The 15,706-nt window shown below is 32.1% G+C and carries 31 protein-coding genes and 2 rRNA genes; 4 read left to right on the top strand and 29 right to left on the bottom strand.

Annotated features, from left to right (window positions below; all coding sequences use genetic code 11):
• Positions 1 to 209: 209 nt before the first annotated feature.
• The 23 genes from BFS35_RS12205 to BFS35_RS12305 all read right to left on the bottom strand — a co-directional run bounded on the left by BFS35_RS12205 (position 210) and on the right by BFS35_RS12305 (position 9,105).
• Positions 210 to 440, bottom strand: a complete 231-nt coding sequence (locus BFS35_RS12205) for a hypothetical protein (protein WP_205757165.1) — start codon at positions 438 to 440, stop codon at positions 210 to 212.
• Positions 437 to 739: a hypothetical protein gene (locus BFS35_RS12210; RefSeq protein WP_099576840.1), complete on the bottom strand. Its 303-nt coding sequence runs from the start codon at positions 737 to 739 to the stop codon at positions 437 to 439. The genes BFS35_RS12205 and BFS35_RS12210 overlap by 4 nt, the downstream gene beginning before the upstream one ends.
• A gap of 42 nt (positions 740 to 781) precedes the next feature.
• The gene (locus tag BFS35_RS12215; RefSeq protein WP_099576838.1) at positions 782 to 1,222 is read right to left on the bottom strand and encodes a hypothetical protein; all 441 of its coding nucleotides are present in this window, start codon (positions 1,220 to 1,222) and stop codon (positions 782 to 784) included.
• A gap of 178 nt (positions 1,223 to 1,400) precedes the next feature.
• On the bottom strand, positions 1,401 to 2,153 hold the full coding sequence (locus tag BFS35_RS12225; protein WP_099576835.1) for a ParB/RepB/Spo0J family partition protein: 753 nt from the start codon (positions 2,151 to 2,153) through the stop codon (positions 1,401 to 1,403).
• On the bottom strand, positions 2,154 to 2,399 hold the full coding sequence (locus BFS35_RS12230; protein WP_147329924.1) for a hypothetical protein: 246 nt from the start codon (positions 2,397 to 2,399) through the stop codon (positions 2,154 to 2,156).
• Between the two features lie 27 nt (positions 2,400 to 2,426).
• Positions 2,427 to 2,849, bottom strand: coding sequence for a RusA family crossover junction endodeoxyribonuclease (locus BFS35_RS12235; RefSeq protein ID WP_099576831.1), 423 nt, complete (start codon positions 2,847 to 2,849; stop codon positions 2,427 to 2,429).
• Complete coding sequence (locus tag BFS35_RS13835) at positions 2,836 to 2,994, bottom strand: hypothetical protein (protein WP_158554318.1); 159 nt, start codon at positions 2,992 to 2,994, stop codon at positions 2,836 to 2,838. Before BFS35_RS13835 ends, BFS35_RS12235 begins: the two co-directional genes overlap by 14 nt.
• Positions 2,984 to 3,496 (bottom strand): hypothetical protein, encoded by a 513-nt coding sequence (locus tag BFS35_RS12240; protein WP_099576829.1) that lies wholly within the window; start codon positions 3,494 to 3,496, stop codon positions 2,984 to 2,986. Before BFS35_RS12240 ends, BFS35_RS13835 begins: the two co-directional genes overlap by 11 nt.
• 96 nt (positions 3,497 to 3,592) lie before the next feature.
• Entirely contained in the window at positions 3,593 to 4,018 is a 426-nt protein-coding gene (locus BFS35_RS12245) for a dUTP diphosphatase (protein WP_099576827.1), read from the bottom strand.
• Complete coding sequence (locus BFS35_RS14180) at positions 4,005 to 4,127, bottom strand: hypothetical protein (RefSeq protein WP_275068232.1); 123 nt, start codon at positions 4,125 to 4,127, stop codon at positions 4,005 to 4,007. Before BFS35_RS14180 ends, BFS35_RS12245 begins: the two co-directional genes overlap by 14 nt.
• Positions 4,127 to 4,321 (bottom strand): hypothetical protein, encoded by a 195-nt coding sequence (locus BFS35_RS12250; protein WP_099576825.1) that lies wholly within the window; start codon positions 4,319 to 4,321, stop codon positions 4,127 to 4,129. Before BFS35_RS12250 ends, BFS35_RS14180 begins: the two co-directional genes overlap by 1 nt.
• Positions 4,305 to 4,562, bottom strand: coding sequence for a hypothetical protein (locus BFS35_RS12255; RefSeq protein WP_099576823.1), 258 nt, complete (start codon positions 4,560 to 4,562; stop codon positions 4,305 to 4,307). The genes BFS35_RS12250 and BFS35_RS12255 overlap by 17 nt, the downstream gene beginning before the upstream one ends.
• 9 nt (positions 4,563 to 4,571) lie before the next feature.
• Entirely contained in the window at positions 4,572 to 4,808 is a 237-nt protein-coding gene (locus tag BFS35_RS12260; RefSeq protein ID WP_099576821.1) for a hypothetical protein, read from the bottom strand.
• Complete coding sequence (locus BFS35_RS12265; protein ID WP_099576819.1) at positions 4,798 to 5,013, bottom strand: hypothetical protein; 216 nt, start codon at positions 5,011 to 5,013, stop codon at positions 4,798 to 4,800. Before BFS35_RS12265 ends, BFS35_RS12260 begins: the two co-directional genes overlap by 11 nt.
• Before the next feature lie 15 nt (positions 5,014 to 5,028).
• On the bottom strand, positions 5,029 to 5,517 hold the full coding sequence (gene ssb / locus BFS35_RS12270; RefSeq protein ID WP_099576817.1) for a single-stranded DNA-binding protein: 489 nt from the start codon (positions 5,515 to 5,517) through the stop codon (positions 5,029 to 5,031).
• Positions 5,507 to 5,869 (bottom strand): hypothetical protein, encoded by a 363-nt coding sequence (locus tag BFS35_RS12275; protein WP_099576815.1) that lies wholly within the window; start codon positions 5,867 to 5,869, stop codon positions 5,507 to 5,509. The genes ssb and BFS35_RS12275 overlap by 11 nt, the downstream gene beginning before the upstream one ends.
• Positions 5,862 to 6,179: a hypothetical protein gene (locus BFS35_RS12280; RefSeq protein WP_099576813.1), complete on the bottom strand. Its 318-nt coding sequence runs from the start codon at positions 6,177 to 6,179 to the stop codon at positions 5,862 to 5,864. The genes BFS35_RS12275 and BFS35_RS12280 overlap by 8 nt, the downstream gene beginning before the upstream one ends.
• Positions 6,172 to 7,188, bottom strand: coding sequence for a DnaD domain-containing protein (locus BFS35_RS12285; protein WP_099576811.1), 1,017 nt, complete (start codon positions 7,186 to 7,188; stop codon positions 6,172 to 6,174). The genes BFS35_RS12280 and BFS35_RS12285 overlap by 8 nt, the downstream gene beginning before the upstream one ends.
• Positions 7,185 to 7,457 (bottom strand): hypothetical protein, encoded by a 273-nt coding sequence (locus BFS35_RS12290; RefSeq protein ID WP_099576809.1) that lies wholly within the window; start codon positions 7,455 to 7,457, stop codon positions 7,185 to 7,187. The genes BFS35_RS12285 and BFS35_RS12290 overlap by 4 nt, the downstream gene beginning before the upstream one ends.
• The gene (locus tag BFS35_RS12295) at positions 7,444 to 8,178 is read right to left on the bottom strand and encodes a Rha family transcriptional regulator (RefSeq protein WP_158554320.1); all 735 of its coding nucleotides are present in this window, start codon (positions 8,176 to 8,178) and stop codon (positions 7,444 to 7,446) included. Before BFS35_RS12295 ends, BFS35_RS12290 begins: the two co-directional genes overlap by 14 nt.
• Positions 8,179 to 8,290: 112 nt before the next feature.
• On the bottom strand, positions 8,291 to 8,482 hold the full coding sequence (locus BFS35_RS12300; RefSeq protein ID WP_099576805.1) for a hypothetical protein: 192 nt from the start codon (positions 8,480 to 8,482) through the stop codon (positions 8,291 to 8,293).
• Entirely contained in the window at positions 8,479 to 8,643 is a 165-nt protein-coding gene (locus BFS35_RS13840; protein ID WP_158554321.1) for a hypothetical protein, read from the bottom strand. Before BFS35_RS13840 ends, BFS35_RS12300 begins: the two co-directional genes overlap by 4 nt.
• 288 nt (positions 8,644 to 8,931) lie before the next feature.
• On the bottom strand, positions 8,932 to 9,105 hold the full coding sequence (locus BFS35_RS12305) for a helix-turn-helix transcriptional regulator (protein WP_407943230.1): 174 nt from the start codon (positions 9,103 to 9,105) through the stop codon (positions 8,932 to 8,934).
• Between the two features lie 184 nt (positions 9,106 to 9,289).
• Between BFS35_RS12305 and BFS35_RS12310 the strand changes: the two genes are divergently transcribed.
• The 4 genes from BFS35_RS12310 (at position 9,290) to BFS35_RS12325 (ending at position 12,188) form a co-directional block, all read left to right on the top strand.
• Complete coding sequence (locus BFS35_RS12310; RefSeq protein ID WP_099576801.1) at positions 9,290 to 9,691, top strand: helix-turn-helix domain-containing protein; 402 nt, start codon at positions 9,290 to 9,292, stop codon at positions 9,689 to 9,691.
• 11 nt (positions 9,692 to 9,702) lie between these two features.
• Positions 9,703 to 10,131: an ImmA/IrrE family metallo-endopeptidase gene (locus BFS35_RS12315; RefSeq protein WP_099576799.1), complete on the top strand. Its 429-nt coding sequence runs from the start codon at positions 9,703 to 9,705 to the stop codon at positions 10,129 to 10,131.
• Position 10,132: 1 nt separating this feature from the next.
• Positions 10,133 to 10,861, top strand: a complete 729-nt coding sequence (locus BFS35_RS13845; protein WP_158554322.1) for a hypothetical protein — start codon at positions 10,133 to 10,135, stop codon at positions 10,859 to 10,861.
• Positions 10,862 to 10,988: 127 nt separating this feature from the next.
• On the top strand, positions 10,989 to 12,188 hold the full coding sequence (locus BFS35_RS12325; protein WP_099576795.1) for a tyrosine-type recombinase/integrase: 1,200 nt from the start codon (positions 10,989 to 10,991) through the stop codon (positions 12,186 to 12,188).
• 306 nt (positions 12,189 to 12,494) lie between these two features.
• Here BFS35_RS12325 and tsaD read toward each other — a convergent pair whose 3' ends face one another.
• The 6 genes from tsaD to BFS35_RS12355 form a co-directional block, all read right to left on the bottom strand.
• Positions 12,495 to 13,496: a tRNA (adenosine(37)-N6)-threonylcarbamoyltransferase complex transferase subunit TsaD gene (gene tsaD / locus BFS35_RS12330; RefSeq protein WP_099576793.1), complete on the bottom strand. Its 1,002-nt coding sequence runs from the start codon at positions 13,494 to 13,496 to the stop codon at positions 12,495 to 12,497.
• Complete coding sequence (gene rimI / locus BFS35_RS12335) at positions 13,493 to 13,915, bottom strand: ribosomal protein S18-alanine N-acetyltransferase (protein ID WP_170122502.1); 423 nt, start codon at positions 13,913 to 13,915, stop codon at positions 13,493 to 13,495. The genes tsaD and rimI overlap by 4 nt, the downstream gene beginning before the upstream one ends.
• A gap of 11 nt (positions 13,916 to 13,926) precedes the next feature.
• On the bottom strand, positions 13,927 to 14,589 hold the full coding sequence (gene tsaB, locus BFS35_RS12340) for a tRNA (adenosine(37)-N6)-threonylcarbamoyltransferase complex dimerization subunit type 1 TsaB (RefSeq protein ID WP_099576789.1): 663 nt from the start codon (positions 14,587 to 14,589) through the stop codon (positions 13,927 to 13,929).
• Entirely contained in the window at positions 14,561 to 15,031 is a 471-nt protein-coding gene (gene tsaE, locus BFS35_RS12345) for a tRNA (adenosine(37)-N6)-threonylcarbamoyltransferase complex ATPase subunit type 1 TsaE (protein ID WP_099576787.1), read from the bottom strand. Before tsaE ends, tsaB begins: the two co-directional genes overlap by 29 nt.
• A 251-nt stretch (positions 15,032 to 15,282) precedes the next feature.
• Positions 15,283 to 15,397, bottom strand: a 5S ribosomal RNA gene (gene rrf, locus BFS35_RS12350).
• A 210-nt stretch (positions 15,398 to 15,607) separates the two neighbouring features.
• Positions 15,608 to 15,706 (bottom strand): 23S ribosomal RNA (locus BFS35_RS12355); the annotation flags it as partial.

Raw genomic sequence — 15,706 nt, forward strand, 5'->3', positions numbered from 1 at the left:
TTCCTCCTAATTTCGACTGTAATCGAACCTTTCGATATTTCCGAATAGTTCGCTTTCTAAACCCGTCGAATTCGACTACTTTAGAATTTCACTTGCTTGTTACTTGCAGTCTGAAATCAATATTGCAAGTAAGTCTTTTCAATTATCTAGTACGCTTTCGAGCTTTCGAGTAATTTCGGCTAATGTGGAATTGTACTCCAGATTAGCCGTTAGTTATAATATTCATGTACAACAAATCGCCCATCGCAAAATTCATTAATTTCTCTTACAAATTCCATGCTTAAATCTTCGTTGCCGTAAAAAACCATTTCTTGACCGTCATTTTCATTAGTAGCGTTTATTATTTTTGCGTTAGACATTGCGACTCGATAAATATTACCTGTCTTAACATGCTTCACAGTCATAATTTTATTTTGTCTTAAATCATCTTTATCAATCACTCGCCATCCTCCTCTATTCGTTCCACTTCTTTCATGTATTCAAATACATTTTCGAACGATTGAACGCTTTCTGGAACATTTTCATATCGCAATAAGAAATTCTTCAACTCACTCCATCGCTTTTCTGCTCGATCAGCACGTTGTTTTTGTTGTTCATACCAATTTTTATATATAGTGCGTTGCGAAACTACTCTTCCTTCTCCATTTTCACTTCTAGCAACTGCCACAGAGTCATTATTAATAAAAATAACTTCCCAATTTTCATTATTCAAACTGAATCTATCCCCTACCTTAATCATCCCTCTACCTCCAATAACCTATACGATTAATATTATCTGCCATTACAATTTCTCCAACCGCTTCAACACATCGTCAACAGACACAAATCCAATAGGTTCATCTATCAGCTCAAAGTGTTCATCTTTAAAATAAGCAATCTTGCACATTTCCCAAAGTCCTTCTTTATATCCGTATGATCCAATATTCCTAACAACTGAATAACCAGCATCATCTTTTCTGAATAAATACTGACTATGATCCATACTTGATTCACGAATATGTTTATAGAATGTTTTATGCTTAGTGAATGCTTGATGATTACCAAATAATCTAATCTTGTTCATTGCTATAGCAATATTTTTTATAGATTTTGCCATTCCTCTACCTGCTGTAATACAAAAACGTTCAATAAAGTTATTACATTTACGTTCATTTGATTTATATTTCTTTCTCTTCTTTCCTTGTTCAGCCCACTTAATTGCTCTATGTCGTCTTGTTCTCACTGATTATTCCCTCCATATATCCACATTCATTGCAAACGGTTGTTTTACCTACTTGTATTCCTTCAGCAAAATATTTAGTATCTTCTACATTTGAACTCTTGCATCTTTTGCAATGTCGTTGAAGCGGTTTGTATTTACTATATGACCATCTTCCATATTTCATATAATCACTCCGTAATCACTTCAATAATAAGCTTCCGTTTTTACTGTATTCCATTATTATCTTGTCTTCTTTGTCGCAATTTTTGTTATATAGTTTTGCTATATGTTCAATGATTTTCTGATGTTTACTCATTAGTAATAATTCATCAAGTAATACATTAGTTGAATTAACTAACAACTTATTATCTATGCCTAAATCATATAGTCGTTTTAAACTTAAGATAATTTTGTCTGGTACTTTTTCTAATTTTATTCTTATGTAGACATCATCATAAAAGTTATATGCATCATCTTTTGACGTTATTTTAAAGATGCCTTTTGGTATACCTGTTGATGTAGAAACTTTACCAGTTGTACCGATAATCCTTGCAGCAGTTGCAGGTGTCATATTTGTATATTGAATATCCTTATCAAGTTCCTGATAATCTTCATTTCCTTCTAATGAAAAGAAGTTTATATGATCTTTTAAATTCCATTTTGAAACAAACTGATTAGATTTCTGTAATGTGTCTTGTTTAATCTCATTACGGATAATAAACTCAATCGGTTTTCCACATTGTTTTAATGCTGTAAATCTATGTTGACCGTCTAATATCTCACCATTCGGTTTTACGATTATAGGAGGAAACTCATAGTCAGCTTCTATTTGTGTTACTAATTTTTCAACATGTGTTTTACTGATGTCCCTGTTGCTTTTAATAAATTTAAATAGATTATAATTTTTCGATTTATATACGCTATATGCAATATCACAATTCAATAGTTCCATTTAATTAACCTCCGAATTTGAAAACATGTCAGAGAACGGTCTTTCATCTGTTTCGATAACAACTATGTTTCCACCAGTTACTTTTACACTTAGTTTTTTATCTTCTGGATGCTCGTTATCTTCATCCAAACTTAATGTAAGATAAGCATCTTTTGTTTTGAGTAGATATGTATTTTCTTCTAAGTTGAAATTGGACACATTTTGTTTGATAATTTCCATTGCTTTATCTAGACCTAATATATTCATTATTTTTTCATCCAATAAATTCATCTCCTATATAACTTCTTCTAAGGTTATACTTAATGATGGTGCGTCTGAATAAATCTTGTTTGTATGTATTTCATAAACTTGGCCATCATCAATCCATATATGATTGTTTGCAGCATCTAATACTGTTTTAACTAAGTTATCTATGTCTGGTTTAGCAGTATGAGGTTGATTAATATATTCTGCTTTCTTTTTCTTTGACCAGGATTTTGCCATTGGTATTTCAAACAGTAAAGTTACCTTTAATGGTTTATCTGTCATTAGCTTTGGCATTTGCTTTTGAATAAAGTTTTTATGCATTGTGTAACTGCTAGGCATGTATGTCTGAATAGATCTACCTATTCTTTTAAATCTAGGTCTTGGAGATGCCATCGGTTTATCTAAACCTTTGACATCTTCATACCTGATTTCAATATTAGTGACTGACATAATGGATAATCGCTTTCATTTGTTTTCCGTGATATAAGTATCTGATATCAACCACTTGCGCTCTTTTCTTTTGTTCCAACTCATGAATAATGTTATTAATCTGTTTTTCAAAGTCTCCTTGCAATTCGACAACTTTAATCTTCATGATTATCACCGTCTCCAATCAATGCGGTCAATGCAGCAATTTGTTTAACACATCTATTTGCCATTTCAATATGCATTTCTAATTGTGCATATAGTACTTGTCTGTTATCACATTTTTCAGGAATGAAATCCTCTGTTTGAATATCTACATCCGCTTCAATCACTTCTTGTTCATCATCTTCTACATGAAGCGGTTCATTTGAATCAGCATGTCCATATTCGCTTGTTTCTGTATTACTGGGTGTTTCTTGTTGTTCCATCATCACAAATTGACTGTCGTCATCTGGTGCGTTTTCATTACTGTTCATTGGATCATCAAATGTTTTTCTTTCATACTCCGTTAATCTTTTAGGAATCTTAGTGATTTCGCTTTCCATATACCATTTACTTTGCATTTGATAGTACTTTTCACCATTCGATTGACTACTATCAGTAACTTCTCCTTCGATGAACTCACCATCTATATATACTCTTATGTCATCTCCAACATTAATTATTGCCATTATTATTTCCTCCTAAATTATTAATTTTGATTGTTATAAGCGACTGTCTTACTGTTTTACGGAATGTTTCCAAGTATGTCTTTGATTTAATCGTTGTCATCTTCCTGTACTTCCGAATCCACCTCTATCTGATTCATAATCAAAGGCTTGTACAACATTTACTTCAGGATAAACAACTGGTGCTACAACTAACTGTGCTATTCTGTCATGTTGTTTTATGAATATATCCTTATCAGTATCATTCTTAGTAATAATTCCGATTGCTTTGTGATATCCAAAATCTATTGTTCCAAGTCTTACTTCTAACTCACCTTTTAAAGATGTACTTGAACGTGGTCTTATTTGCGCCTCATAACCTTCTTTTAATTCAATGGCTATATCTGTTGGCACAATGACTGTTTGTCTTGCTGGTATGAGTGTGCCCTCAGAAACATATAAATCTAATCCACTATCAAGTGAATAAGGTTTTCTATATGGTTTTTTAGCATTATCAGATAATAATTTGATGTTAATGGTTTTCATCGTTCATTTCCTCCTTGATTACTTGATACGCTACTGAAAAAAGCAATGTTATAAATCCTGTAATTGCTAATAAACAAATCAATGCAACACGTTTAATGTTTTTCGACATTATTTAACCTCCAGCATATATACTTCGTGAGGTTCGACTTTCCAGAACTCTTTATAATGTGTTTCGTGATGATCTAACCAAAATTGTGCATCCGCTTCACAGTTAAATGAAATGTGTATCTGTCTTTGCGGGTCTAATACATTCCAATCAACATGTGATAATACTTTCTTTACATTGTTATCTGAGTGAGTCATCTATAATCCACCTTTCTCTTGAAAACATCGGGTCAATGTATTTCTTCTTAAAATATTCCTGTCTCATAAATCCAGCCATATCAAATGCAATCGCATTCCATGTACTGCCTCTAAAAGTTTTCTTCTTTCCATCTTTGAAATATGCACTCAAAGTATTTTCTACTCTGCCTTCTGACTTATCTATCTCACATTTAGAATATTGTTTAAATTGACTTATAATCGTTCTCGCATAACGTTCCATGATCCACCTCTATAAGTAATCGAATATTGTTTTTTGTTTTAATTCATCTGCAAAATATAATTTGTTTGCTTTCTTAAATTGTTCAAATGCTTTAGCATCCATTCCACACGTTTTAATTGCTGGGTTGTCATTTACCTTAACGATTTGATACATTGACTCTTTCAGTGGTAGTACATTGCATTGTTGTACTCCTTCTCTATCAAATAAAAAACCTGTTTTACGTGTCATTTTTAATTCACTGGCCATATGCATTCATCCTTTGCAATTCATCTTTATAAAATAACTTGTTCATTCGTTTAAATCGTTTTGCTTCATGTTCAGTTACACCACAAGCCCAAATATTTTTATTATTTGATATCTTGATGATCTGATACATGTTTTCTTTTATCTTTACTAACTCACATCGTTTTATTTCTTCTTTGTCATATAAAGCGCCTGGTTTCAAGTACATGGTTTAACCTCCAAATCAGAATGGTAAATCGTCATCGCTAATATCTATAGGACCAGTAGCGTTCGCAAATGGATTTGTTGGTGGTGTAGATTGTTGTGCCTTTTTATTTTGTTGTTGATAATCGTTTGGTGATGACTTTTGCGTTTGTTGATAATCGTCATACTGACTACCATCATTTCTTGTTCCTTTTGGTTCTAGGAATTGCACTGATTCGCAAATCACTTCAGTAACGAATATTCTTCTACCTTCTTGATTGTCATAGCTACGTGACTGTAATCTGCCATCAACACCAGCAAGAGAACCTTTGCTTAAAAAGTTATTTACGTTTTCAGCTTGTTTCTTGAATGTCACACAATTAATAAAATCAGCTTGTCTTTCTCCTTGTGCATTAGTGAATGTTCTGTTGATTGCTAATGTGAATGTTGTTACTGATACACCAGATGGCGTTACTCTATATTCAGGATCCTTTGTTAATCTTCCGACTAATACAACTCTATTCAGCATTTAAATCACTCCAATCAATCACTAAGTGGAAATGAGTATCAAAAGAACCTAAATCTTTAAAATATACAGTCGATTTATCTAGTTGGAAGTTATCCCTAACAACATCTATAAAGCTATTAGGATTTACTCTTATTACTTTCTGAATACAATTGATTGAAGATGTTAATTCACTGTTACTGTTTGATATTGGTCCTTTAAAAGGTATAGCCACTTCAGCAAAACCTTTATCAACCGCTTCAAACACAACTTCCTCTACTTGCTTAAATGCTTGATCAACGTATTTTTCATATATCTCTTCATGTCTTTCTTTTATCTTGTCCATTAAGTTATATGTTGATATTTCATTAGACATTCAATTTTCTCCTCACTGTTCTGTAATTTATTATTTCAACAATATTCTTTGGATATTTATTGCATAGCTTTTTAACCGCTTCATCTATACCTTTTGCGTATATCGTAAACACTCCGTCTTCCGTAATCATTACATCTCTATCACTGTATAAATTGAATGAGATATCATAGTAATTGCATTCAGCTTTGATTTCCTTGCTAAAAAGATATATCTTGCCATTTTTAGATTTATGCTTTATTTCTTTTCCTGCATTAAGTGCATCTATTTCTTCCTCGGTTAATATAAATCCGTCATAAAATTTCTCACGCATGTTGTTTGTCATCCTCCCACATAGATGACAACTCTTCTTTTACTTGTTTTCTATATGCTTCAAGTTCTTCAGGTGTCATATCATCTTCTTTTTTATCATGTGTTTGTTTTTCGTTTTTTAACCATTCAGGTGTCATTTCTTTAGGTTGATTGTTGTTAGATTTATATGATCTGTTTTGCATGTCCTGTAACTTTTTCTTTTCATACGCTCTTATTTTGTCCATATCTTTTAAGTTATTGTCTAACCATTCATTTAGAATTGATTTTACAAATCCCCAACTCTTTCTGTTTCTATCTAAAGCTATTTTCATTGATGCAATTACTGCTTCATCCCCATGTCCTTGTTCAAAGTCATTAATAAAGTGTGTCATCTCTTGAGATACATAAGGTGCTAAAACACCAAATGAGTTTTCTTGGTAAAAATCATAAGGATTAATTTGATTATTATTTGAAGCGGTCGCCGCCGCAGATCTTCTTACGTCTTCTTCTTCTTCTTTATATTTTTCTTCTTCTTCTTCTTTTTCTTTTTCTTGTCCACTTATCGTTGTCGTGTCGTCTTGCGTAACGTTTAACGTATCGTCTGACGTATCGTCAAACGTATCGTAAATGCTTTTAATTGCTGCATTTCTTATATGTTCTTTGATGTCAGTAATAAATGATTTATCTTGTACTTCAGATAATTCTTTACGTATGCAATCTTCCATTGGTTTTCCGCCTCTATTAAGGTTGAATTTTCCCCAATTCAAGATACATAGTTCTCTTGTTTCATCGTTGTACTTAACTAGATTGTGTTTATTAATGAATCGGTCTAATATGATCTTTGATGTTTCTTTGCTGAATCCTGAATAGTATTCAAGTTGTTTCATTGTTATTTTGTAGATGCCTGTTTGTGTTGTTTTTGGATTAGTTAATAAACATAACCACATCAATCTATCTTCTGGAGAAAAATCCTCTTGAAACTTTTCGTCTTCCCAGGTACTAGTTTGAATCATTCTGAAATTTGCCATCATTCTTCACTCCACATATGTTTTCTATTTTCATTGCTTATATCATCAAATAATTCTTGTAATGTTTTATATCTGTTATCGTATATGTTCGTTACAAGTCCTGTACGAGCATTTACAAAGTCTGATATACATACTTCCCAATCAACTTTATTCATCCAAATAAACGTAAAATATGGACCTTTAACCTTGTACCATTGAATGTTATAAGCATGATTTTCCTTAAAACCATGCTTTTCAATTAGTTGTAAGTCTGTATTTTTAACGATTGGCATATAGATCACCATCCATTTCTTCAATGTCAATTTGCCTTACTAAATAAAGTGTTGCATTTGATGGTGTCCAACTATTAATGAAGTCCATAACATCGTCAAAGTGCTTTTGTTTCAATTGCGTTCTTGTACTTATATTTGTGATGCGATTGATAGATGTATTTAATTCTTTATATAGTTCCTTTTTTACTTTTCGATTATTTACAAGGTTGTAATTCTTTATTGTTTCATTTACTTTCTGCGTTACTCGTTTTCCTACAAGATTATATTCACCAGCATCTAATTTTTGATTTTCTTTTAAATCAATAACTTCCGCTTCAATCTTCTCTACTTTTTCATCAGTCTTTTTATTTGCTTTAAACATTAGCTCTAATATTTCCATTGGATCCGATGGTAATTGAATTTTGTTTTCTTTAATAACTTGTTCCATTTCGTTGAATCTGTTAATGTAAGCCATTTTGAAATCATTGTGTCCTTGAATGTTAAACATGTATAAAGTGAAACCATCTTTGGTAAGCAGGTATTCTTTGTTCATTTTTCCATTCACTGCTTGATATTCTGACAAAATGAATAGGGTCGAAATGTCGGCTGTACTATCCGAAATTAATTTATAGATGCTTTCTAAAACATGCTTATGTTGTTTTCCTAATTCCTCTGCAACTGTTCTACTTGAAACTACTAATCCTAATTCTTTGTTCTCGTCAATTTTTATTAAGTTATTCATATATAAACCCTCCATATTTTTGTTTTAAATATGGTACGGAGATGTTATAATAACTGTAATGGATTTATTAATATTCTCCGTACCTCACACTATTTGCAGATAGTGTGTTTTTTTATTTAATGTAATATTCGATATAAAATTTTTCTGTCTCATCATCGAAGTATGAATCTACATAGATTAAATTCTTATTGTCTTTACATTTGATTATTGAAGCTTTCCAAATACCTTCTTCATACCAATCAAACACATCTCTTTGAATCTGCTTTTCAGGTTTAATAATCTTCAACACTTTTTCTATGATCATTGTTTCACCTCCTTGTAATAATCATTTTTCATACCTTTATAAAGAAAGTAAGGTAATCCAACTACTAATCCATATCCAAAAGCTGCAAACATTGAAGCTTCAAAAAAACTAGCAACAAAAAATGTGATAACTATTAATAATTCTGTTTTTATATACAACAATCTTAAAACCTCCTAAAATATACGACTTCCATGTCTCCCGCTTATAAACCGTATTCTTTCATTATTTCTATACAAACTTTTTCAGCCTCTTTAGATAGCCACCAAGATTTTCTTTTGCTTTTAGAAATCTCGATGGCAATCATTCGAGGATCATTCGCGATGTGTTCATAAAAGAAATCTTTACTTACACAAAGACGATTCTGGATTTCTTTAGCATCAATAGTCTAATCTCCTCTAGGCATATATACCTCCAAAAGTTATATTAAGTTATATTGAGAGTAAAAAAAATTAGACTTTTATATCATCTACCTCAATATCATATAGCTTAGCTAGTGCATAAACAGTTACATTACTTAATTCAGTGGTTTCTTTTTCCCAATGAATAACCGTCTTAGCCGCTATACCTAGCTTGTCAGCAACATCCTTTTGAGTCATTCCTTTAATCTGTCTCCAATTTTTTATAGGTAATTGCTGTAGTTCGTTCCCCAATCTACACACCTCACTTTCATTTATAACTTTACATAACTTTCAAATCTATGTCAACACATTAAGTTATAAAAAGTGAATTAAAGTTATACAAAGTATTGAATTTTAATATAACTTATGGTAATTTTAAGTTACAAATAGTAATTAAAGGAGAATTGTAATGGAATCAGAAAGCGCTAGAAAGATTTTATCTGCTAACTTACAAAAATTAATGAATCAAAAGAATATAGATCAACAAGAGTTAGCTGAAGCTATCAATGTATCTCAACCTACTGTTTCTAATTGGATAAATGAAACTAAGTATCCACGTATCAAAAGAATACAAGAGATTGCAGATTATTTTGGTGTGCCAAAAAGTAAAATAACTGAGCCTTGGAATACCGTTACAAACAAAAACAACTCTTTAGATATCGTTAAAAATTTAGAATCGCAAGGTATCATCATCAATTTCTCAGACTTTGAAGGTTTTGATAAATTGAGCGATGAAGAAAAAATAGATTTTCAAAAAAGAATTGAAGAAGCAGTTCAATTCGAATTATTTAAACGTAATCAAGGTAAGTAAGGAGAGTTAATATGGAGATAAAAGACATATACTTTGAACGTGGGATAATATCTCCTAGCGATCTTGACATAGACAATGTTGCTGCTGCATTTAATATTTCTTTATTCAAAAATTGGGATGTTGATGTACATGTTAAGTCGGAAGATATAGATATTATTATGTTACGTGCCAACGATTTATATACAATGAATGAGACTTTTTTTCATGAATTTGCTCATGTATTAAGACACGGTCATACTCATATTAATGAATCTTATAGGAAATACTGTGAAGGACAAGCGAATAATTTAATGTATGAATTAGCAGTACCTGAATTTATGATTACTGATCCATGCATTGATTATAAATACATACAAGAAAACTTTAATGTTTCAAAAGAATTTGCACTTAAAAGAATAGACCAATTAAAAAACAAAATAAATATGAAATGGAGTAGTTAAAATGAATTTTAAAATTATTAGTAGCACATTAGTTGCATCAGCATTATTATTATCGGCGTGTGGTAATGAGGAGGTCAAGCAAGAAAAGAAAACAGAAAATAAAGTTGTAAAAAAAGATGATAAAGCAAAAGAAGCAAAGGAAAAAATAAAAAAACAAAAAGAAAAAAGTACAACTGAAAATCCTACAACCGAAGAAACTACTACAGAAGAAAAAATAGAACAATCAAATGAACCTGCAACAACCGAACAGAAACAAGCGATAAACATTAACAACATTACTGATCGTAGTACATTAGAATCGGTAGTTTATGGTAATTATTCTGAAATGGATAAAGTTACAGCATATAAAAGCGCAGTTGATAACGGTGTTATTCCACAAGGGAATGTAATGGAAGGTCCTGCATCAGCTGCATATGAAAGTTCATTAAGAGTAGAAAGTGGTCAAGAAAAATCAGTTTATACTAGCAATCCTAATCCTAACAATCCTGCAACATCAAAATATGATCACTTATATAATTCAAGTAATGCTACAGATGACATAGACCCTAATTGGTCACCTGAAACTGAAAATACAGAAGATGTTGATGCATGGCGTGAAAATGTTCCTGGTGGATTATCATCAGGAGAAATCCAAATGAAAAACTTAATTGAGAACGGACAATACACTGAACCCGATGCACAAGAAATATATAACAAAATATTAGAGAAAGAAAGACAATACGGAAATTAAGTGTGTGTGCATTAAAAAGGCTATATGCCTTTTTATTTTATCTCATATAGGAACATACGTTCCATGAAAGGTGGTGATATCAAAAACTGACCGACTTCCAAGTCTCCCGCTTATTAAGGAGGTTAATATGTCAGTAAAATATATAAAATCAAAAAAATATGATGACGTGTACAGTTATACAACGTCATCAGGTCAATTATTATATTGTTTCCGCTTCAAGTATTATCGTAACGGAAAACGTAAAGAATTACAACGTAGTGGATTTAATAGTGAAAAATCAGCATATAAAGAAATGTTGTTACGAAAATTTGAATTAGAATCATCTGATTTTTCTAAATTAGATTCTGATAAAATATCATTTTCAAAAGCAGCTGAATTATATTATCAAAACAAGTTGTCTTACTGGTCTGAAAACACCAGGAAGAGAAATAGAGGAACGTTAGACAATCATTTACTGCCTATACTCGGACATATAAAATTAAATGATATTACTGCAACATTAGTTCAAAATAGCGTGATAAATGTTAAATTGAAAGAGTTATCACCTAAGACTGTACAGAATGTGTATGAAACCTTATCTGCAATTTTAAATTATGCAGTAAGAAATGATTTATTAAATAAAAATAGATTGTCACATAATATATTCATACCTTCAGATGATAAACAAGTTATCTTTTATGATCAGAAAACATTAAAAAGAATATTAGATAAATCTGAAGAGTTAAATATTACTTACGAACTTATTATCAAGACATTAGCATACTCTGGAATGCGTATAAGTGAGTTGTTAGGATTAAAATGGACTGATATAAACTTTAATGAACATACAATTTCAATATTGCGAACAAGAAAAAATATAGATACTGAAAAGAAAACCAAAACTAAAAATTCAATCCGTACTATATATGTAGATCCTATGATTACCGAATTATTAAAAGAATATTATCTTTACGTATATGACAAAGCCTTTGAAAAAGATATAAAGATAGGTATTAATGGTTATGTCTTTTTGGGGATCAATACATTACAACCAATCAGTAAAACTGTAATCACTAATATGTTGAATACTGTTGGTAAAGAGTTAAAAATCAAGATACATCCTCATGCTTTTAGACACACACATGCTACTCTATTATTAAATGCTGGAGAAACATATCATTATATTGCTGAACGTTTAGGCAATACCCCTAGAATGATTGAAGAAACTTATGGTCACCATGTTAATCCAGGTAAAAGAAAAGTTGCAAATGCATTCTCAGATATAATGAAAAACGAAGTGTCGGAAGAAGTGTCGGAAGTAATTCAATTTAAAGCTAAGACATCTTGATACTACTATGGTTTACCCATAAAGTTGCATACTTTGTGTACAAGTACATGTGTTCGCGTGGATAAAATACAGACAAATTGATAAAAATAAATGCTTAATTTTATATGTAAGTGGTATATATATTTTAAAAATTTTATTCAATCAGACACCATCATATTTTAAGGGGTATATATATGTATCGTTTTCCACGTAGTTGTTTAGGAAGTATTATTCTATCGGTTATTCTTTCAATCATTTTAACTGTACTATTAAATGGTTGCGTCGCTATAATGCATTAAAAAGAGGACAAAGTTTTCACTTTGTCCTTTATTTTAATTCAATATTTGATCTTCCATTTAAATTCATTCCAGCAAACTCAGATTTAATATACTGATAATATGCTGCTGCACCAATCATCGCTGCGTTATCTGTACATAATTCAAAGCGAGGTATCATCAATTTAATATTCTTTTCTGCACATAGCTGCGTCATACGTTCACGTAATCCTTTATTTGCCGCTACACCACCACAAATCAGTAATTGTTTAATATTATATTCAGCTAATGCATCAAATGTTTTCTCTGATAACACATCAATGACACTCGCCTGAAAGCTTGCTGCCACATCTTCTGCTTTATAGCTTTCACCTTTTTGATTCTTATTATGCAATGTATTAATTACGGCACTTTTTAAACCGCTGAAACTAAAATCATAGCCTTCTAAAATTGGGCGTGGTAATTTTAAATTATCCTCACCAATGGCGGCTAATCTATCAACATGAGGTCCTCCCGGATAAGGTAGATTAATAGTTCTAGCTACTTTATCGTACGCTTCACCGACAGCATCATCACGTGTCTGTCCGATAATTTCAAAATCCATATGGTCTTTCATAACAACCAGTTCAGTATGACCTCCTGAAACCACTAAAGCTAATAATGGAAAAGTTAATCGCTCTTCAATATGATTCGCATAAACATGTCCTGCAATATGATGTACAGGTATTAACGGTTTGTTATGCGCTAGCGCTAATGCTTTTGCTGCGTTAATGCCTACAAGCAATGCACCGATTAGACCTGGTCCTTCTGTTACTGCAACTGCATCTATCTCTTTCCAAGTAAGATTCGCTTCATTAATTGCTTCTTCAATAACGATTGTAATATTTTCTACATGATGTCTGCTTGCTACTTCTGGTACAACGCCACCAAATCGTTTATGAGATTCTATTTGACTGTTAACGACGTTGCTCAGCACCTCATATCCATTTCTTACAATACTCACTGCAGTTTCATCACAACTTGTTTCAATTGCTAATATTGTTACATCGCTCATTTTAATTTCACCCACATAACTTTCGCATCCTGATTCGGACCATAATAGTCACGTCTAACTCCACCATATGTAAAACCGAATGATTCATACAAACGACGAGCCGTTAAGTTCTCTTCTCTCACTTCCAGACTCATCATTTCACAAGTAAGACGTGCATAATTCATAACATACTCTAATAATAACTTACCATATCCTTTGCCACGCATCGCTTCATCAATTGCAACCGTAGTAATTTGTGCCTGATCAATAACTATCCACATACCGAGATATCCTATTACTTTATTATCCTGCAACATCGTAAAATAATGTGCAAACTCATTTTTTTCGAGTTCATGATAAAAAGCATCTAAATTCCATGAACCTGATGGAAACGCTTTTTGTTCTATCTCATATATTGCCGGAACATCTTCAAGCAACATCTTTCTAATTGTTAAGCCTGATTGTTCTGCCAATTACGCTCAGCCTCAGATATTCTCAAATACGTAGGTTCAAACGTATGTGCATTGACTAAATAAGATTTGTTAATGAGTCTTCTCATTTCAGCACTGCGAGGAATACAATAGTAAGATGGACCTTTTAACTGTTCTGCCAGTTTCTCAGCATCCATTCCAATAAATAGATACGGTAAATGTTGTTCTTTTAATTTTTGATTTAATTCATCAATTGATATATACGCATCATCTTCAACAAGTTCTAATTTAACACCCTTGTATCGATAAATGCCCGCATATACGTGGTTACGTCGGGCATCAATAACAGGTATCAATAAAAATTCATGCATTCTCACAGTTGCAGCAATGGCAGCTAAACTAGATACAGCATATAAGGGAATACTTAAAGTATAAGCAAGTGTCTTTGCAGCTGTAACACCTATACGTAACCCTGTATATGAACCTGGTCCTTTGGCAACTACAATACCTTCAATATCTTTCATTTCAAGTTTTGTATATTCTAAAAGAGATTCAATCTGAGACATCATTGTAATTGAATGGTTGATTCTCATGCCACTATTAAATTCTGCTAACACTTCATTACCTTCAGTAATAGCAACAGATAACGGTTGATTACTCGTATCGATATGTAGTAGTCTCATACTCAATTTGCTCCTTTAAATTTGTTGAACGATTACCATGTGACGAAAGTTTAAATAAACGTCTCGTATCATCAATACGCTCTATTTCAATTTGCAGATAATCATCAGGCAGAAAGTCAGCAATCATTTGTGGCCATTCTACTAATGTAACTCCTTCTCCATAAAAATAATCATCAAATCCTAAATCATCTTCTGCACCTTCTAAACGGTAACAATCCATATGATGAAATGGAATGCGCGCTTCATATGATTTAATGATATTAAACGTAGGAGAACTGATAACAGATGCTACACCTAACGCCTGTCCAAAATATTGACTAAATGTTGTTTTACCCACTCCAAGATCACCTTTTAACAAAATAACTGTTTGTGGCTTTGAAAATTGGGCAATTGTTGTAGCAAGTTTTTGCGTTTCTTCTATTGAATTAATTAGTAATTCCATTTTTCTTCACCTATTTTCAAATATATATTATTGTATCATGAAATGTTTGTATTAATGTAATTGATTGATGGATAATAACACTTCTTTTGTTTGATGAGTGGGCTGCATTGTTGTGTTACAGCCCACTCAGTCTTAGAAATACACATTTTTCTACTTTGAGTGGGCCGTAAAAAGCTAATACAGCCCACTCATATAAACATGTGATTAAATATATAAACAAAAAAGAGACCCCGAAGGATCTCTTATGAATTGCCCGGCAACGTCCTACTCTCGCGGATCGTAAGACCAACTACCATCGGCGCTAGAGAGCTTAACTTCTGTGTTCGGTATGGGAACAGGTGTGACCTCTCTGCCATCGTCACCAGACAAATGAAAGATAATAATATTATACTTTCAAAACTAGATAAGTAAGAAGAAAATTTAGATATTACCCGGCAATCCCGAATAAAAAATCTATATCCAGCTTCAGCTTCGCTGTCTTTCATCATTTTCTAAACTTCCATTCCAGCTGCGCTGTCAGTCAGTTTATCAAAAATGAATCAAGCCATAACGCTCGCTTACGCTTTTAACATAAAATTGATTAAGTCTTCGATCGATTAGTATTCGTCAGCTCCATACATTACTGTACTTCCACCTCGAACCTATTAACCTCATCATCTTTGAGGGATCTTATAA

It is taken from the genome of Macrococcoides goetzii, from assembly GCF_002742385.2.
Lineage (GTDB): Bacteria > Bacillota > Bacilli > Staphylococcales > Staphylococcaceae > Macrococcoides > Macrococcoides goetzii.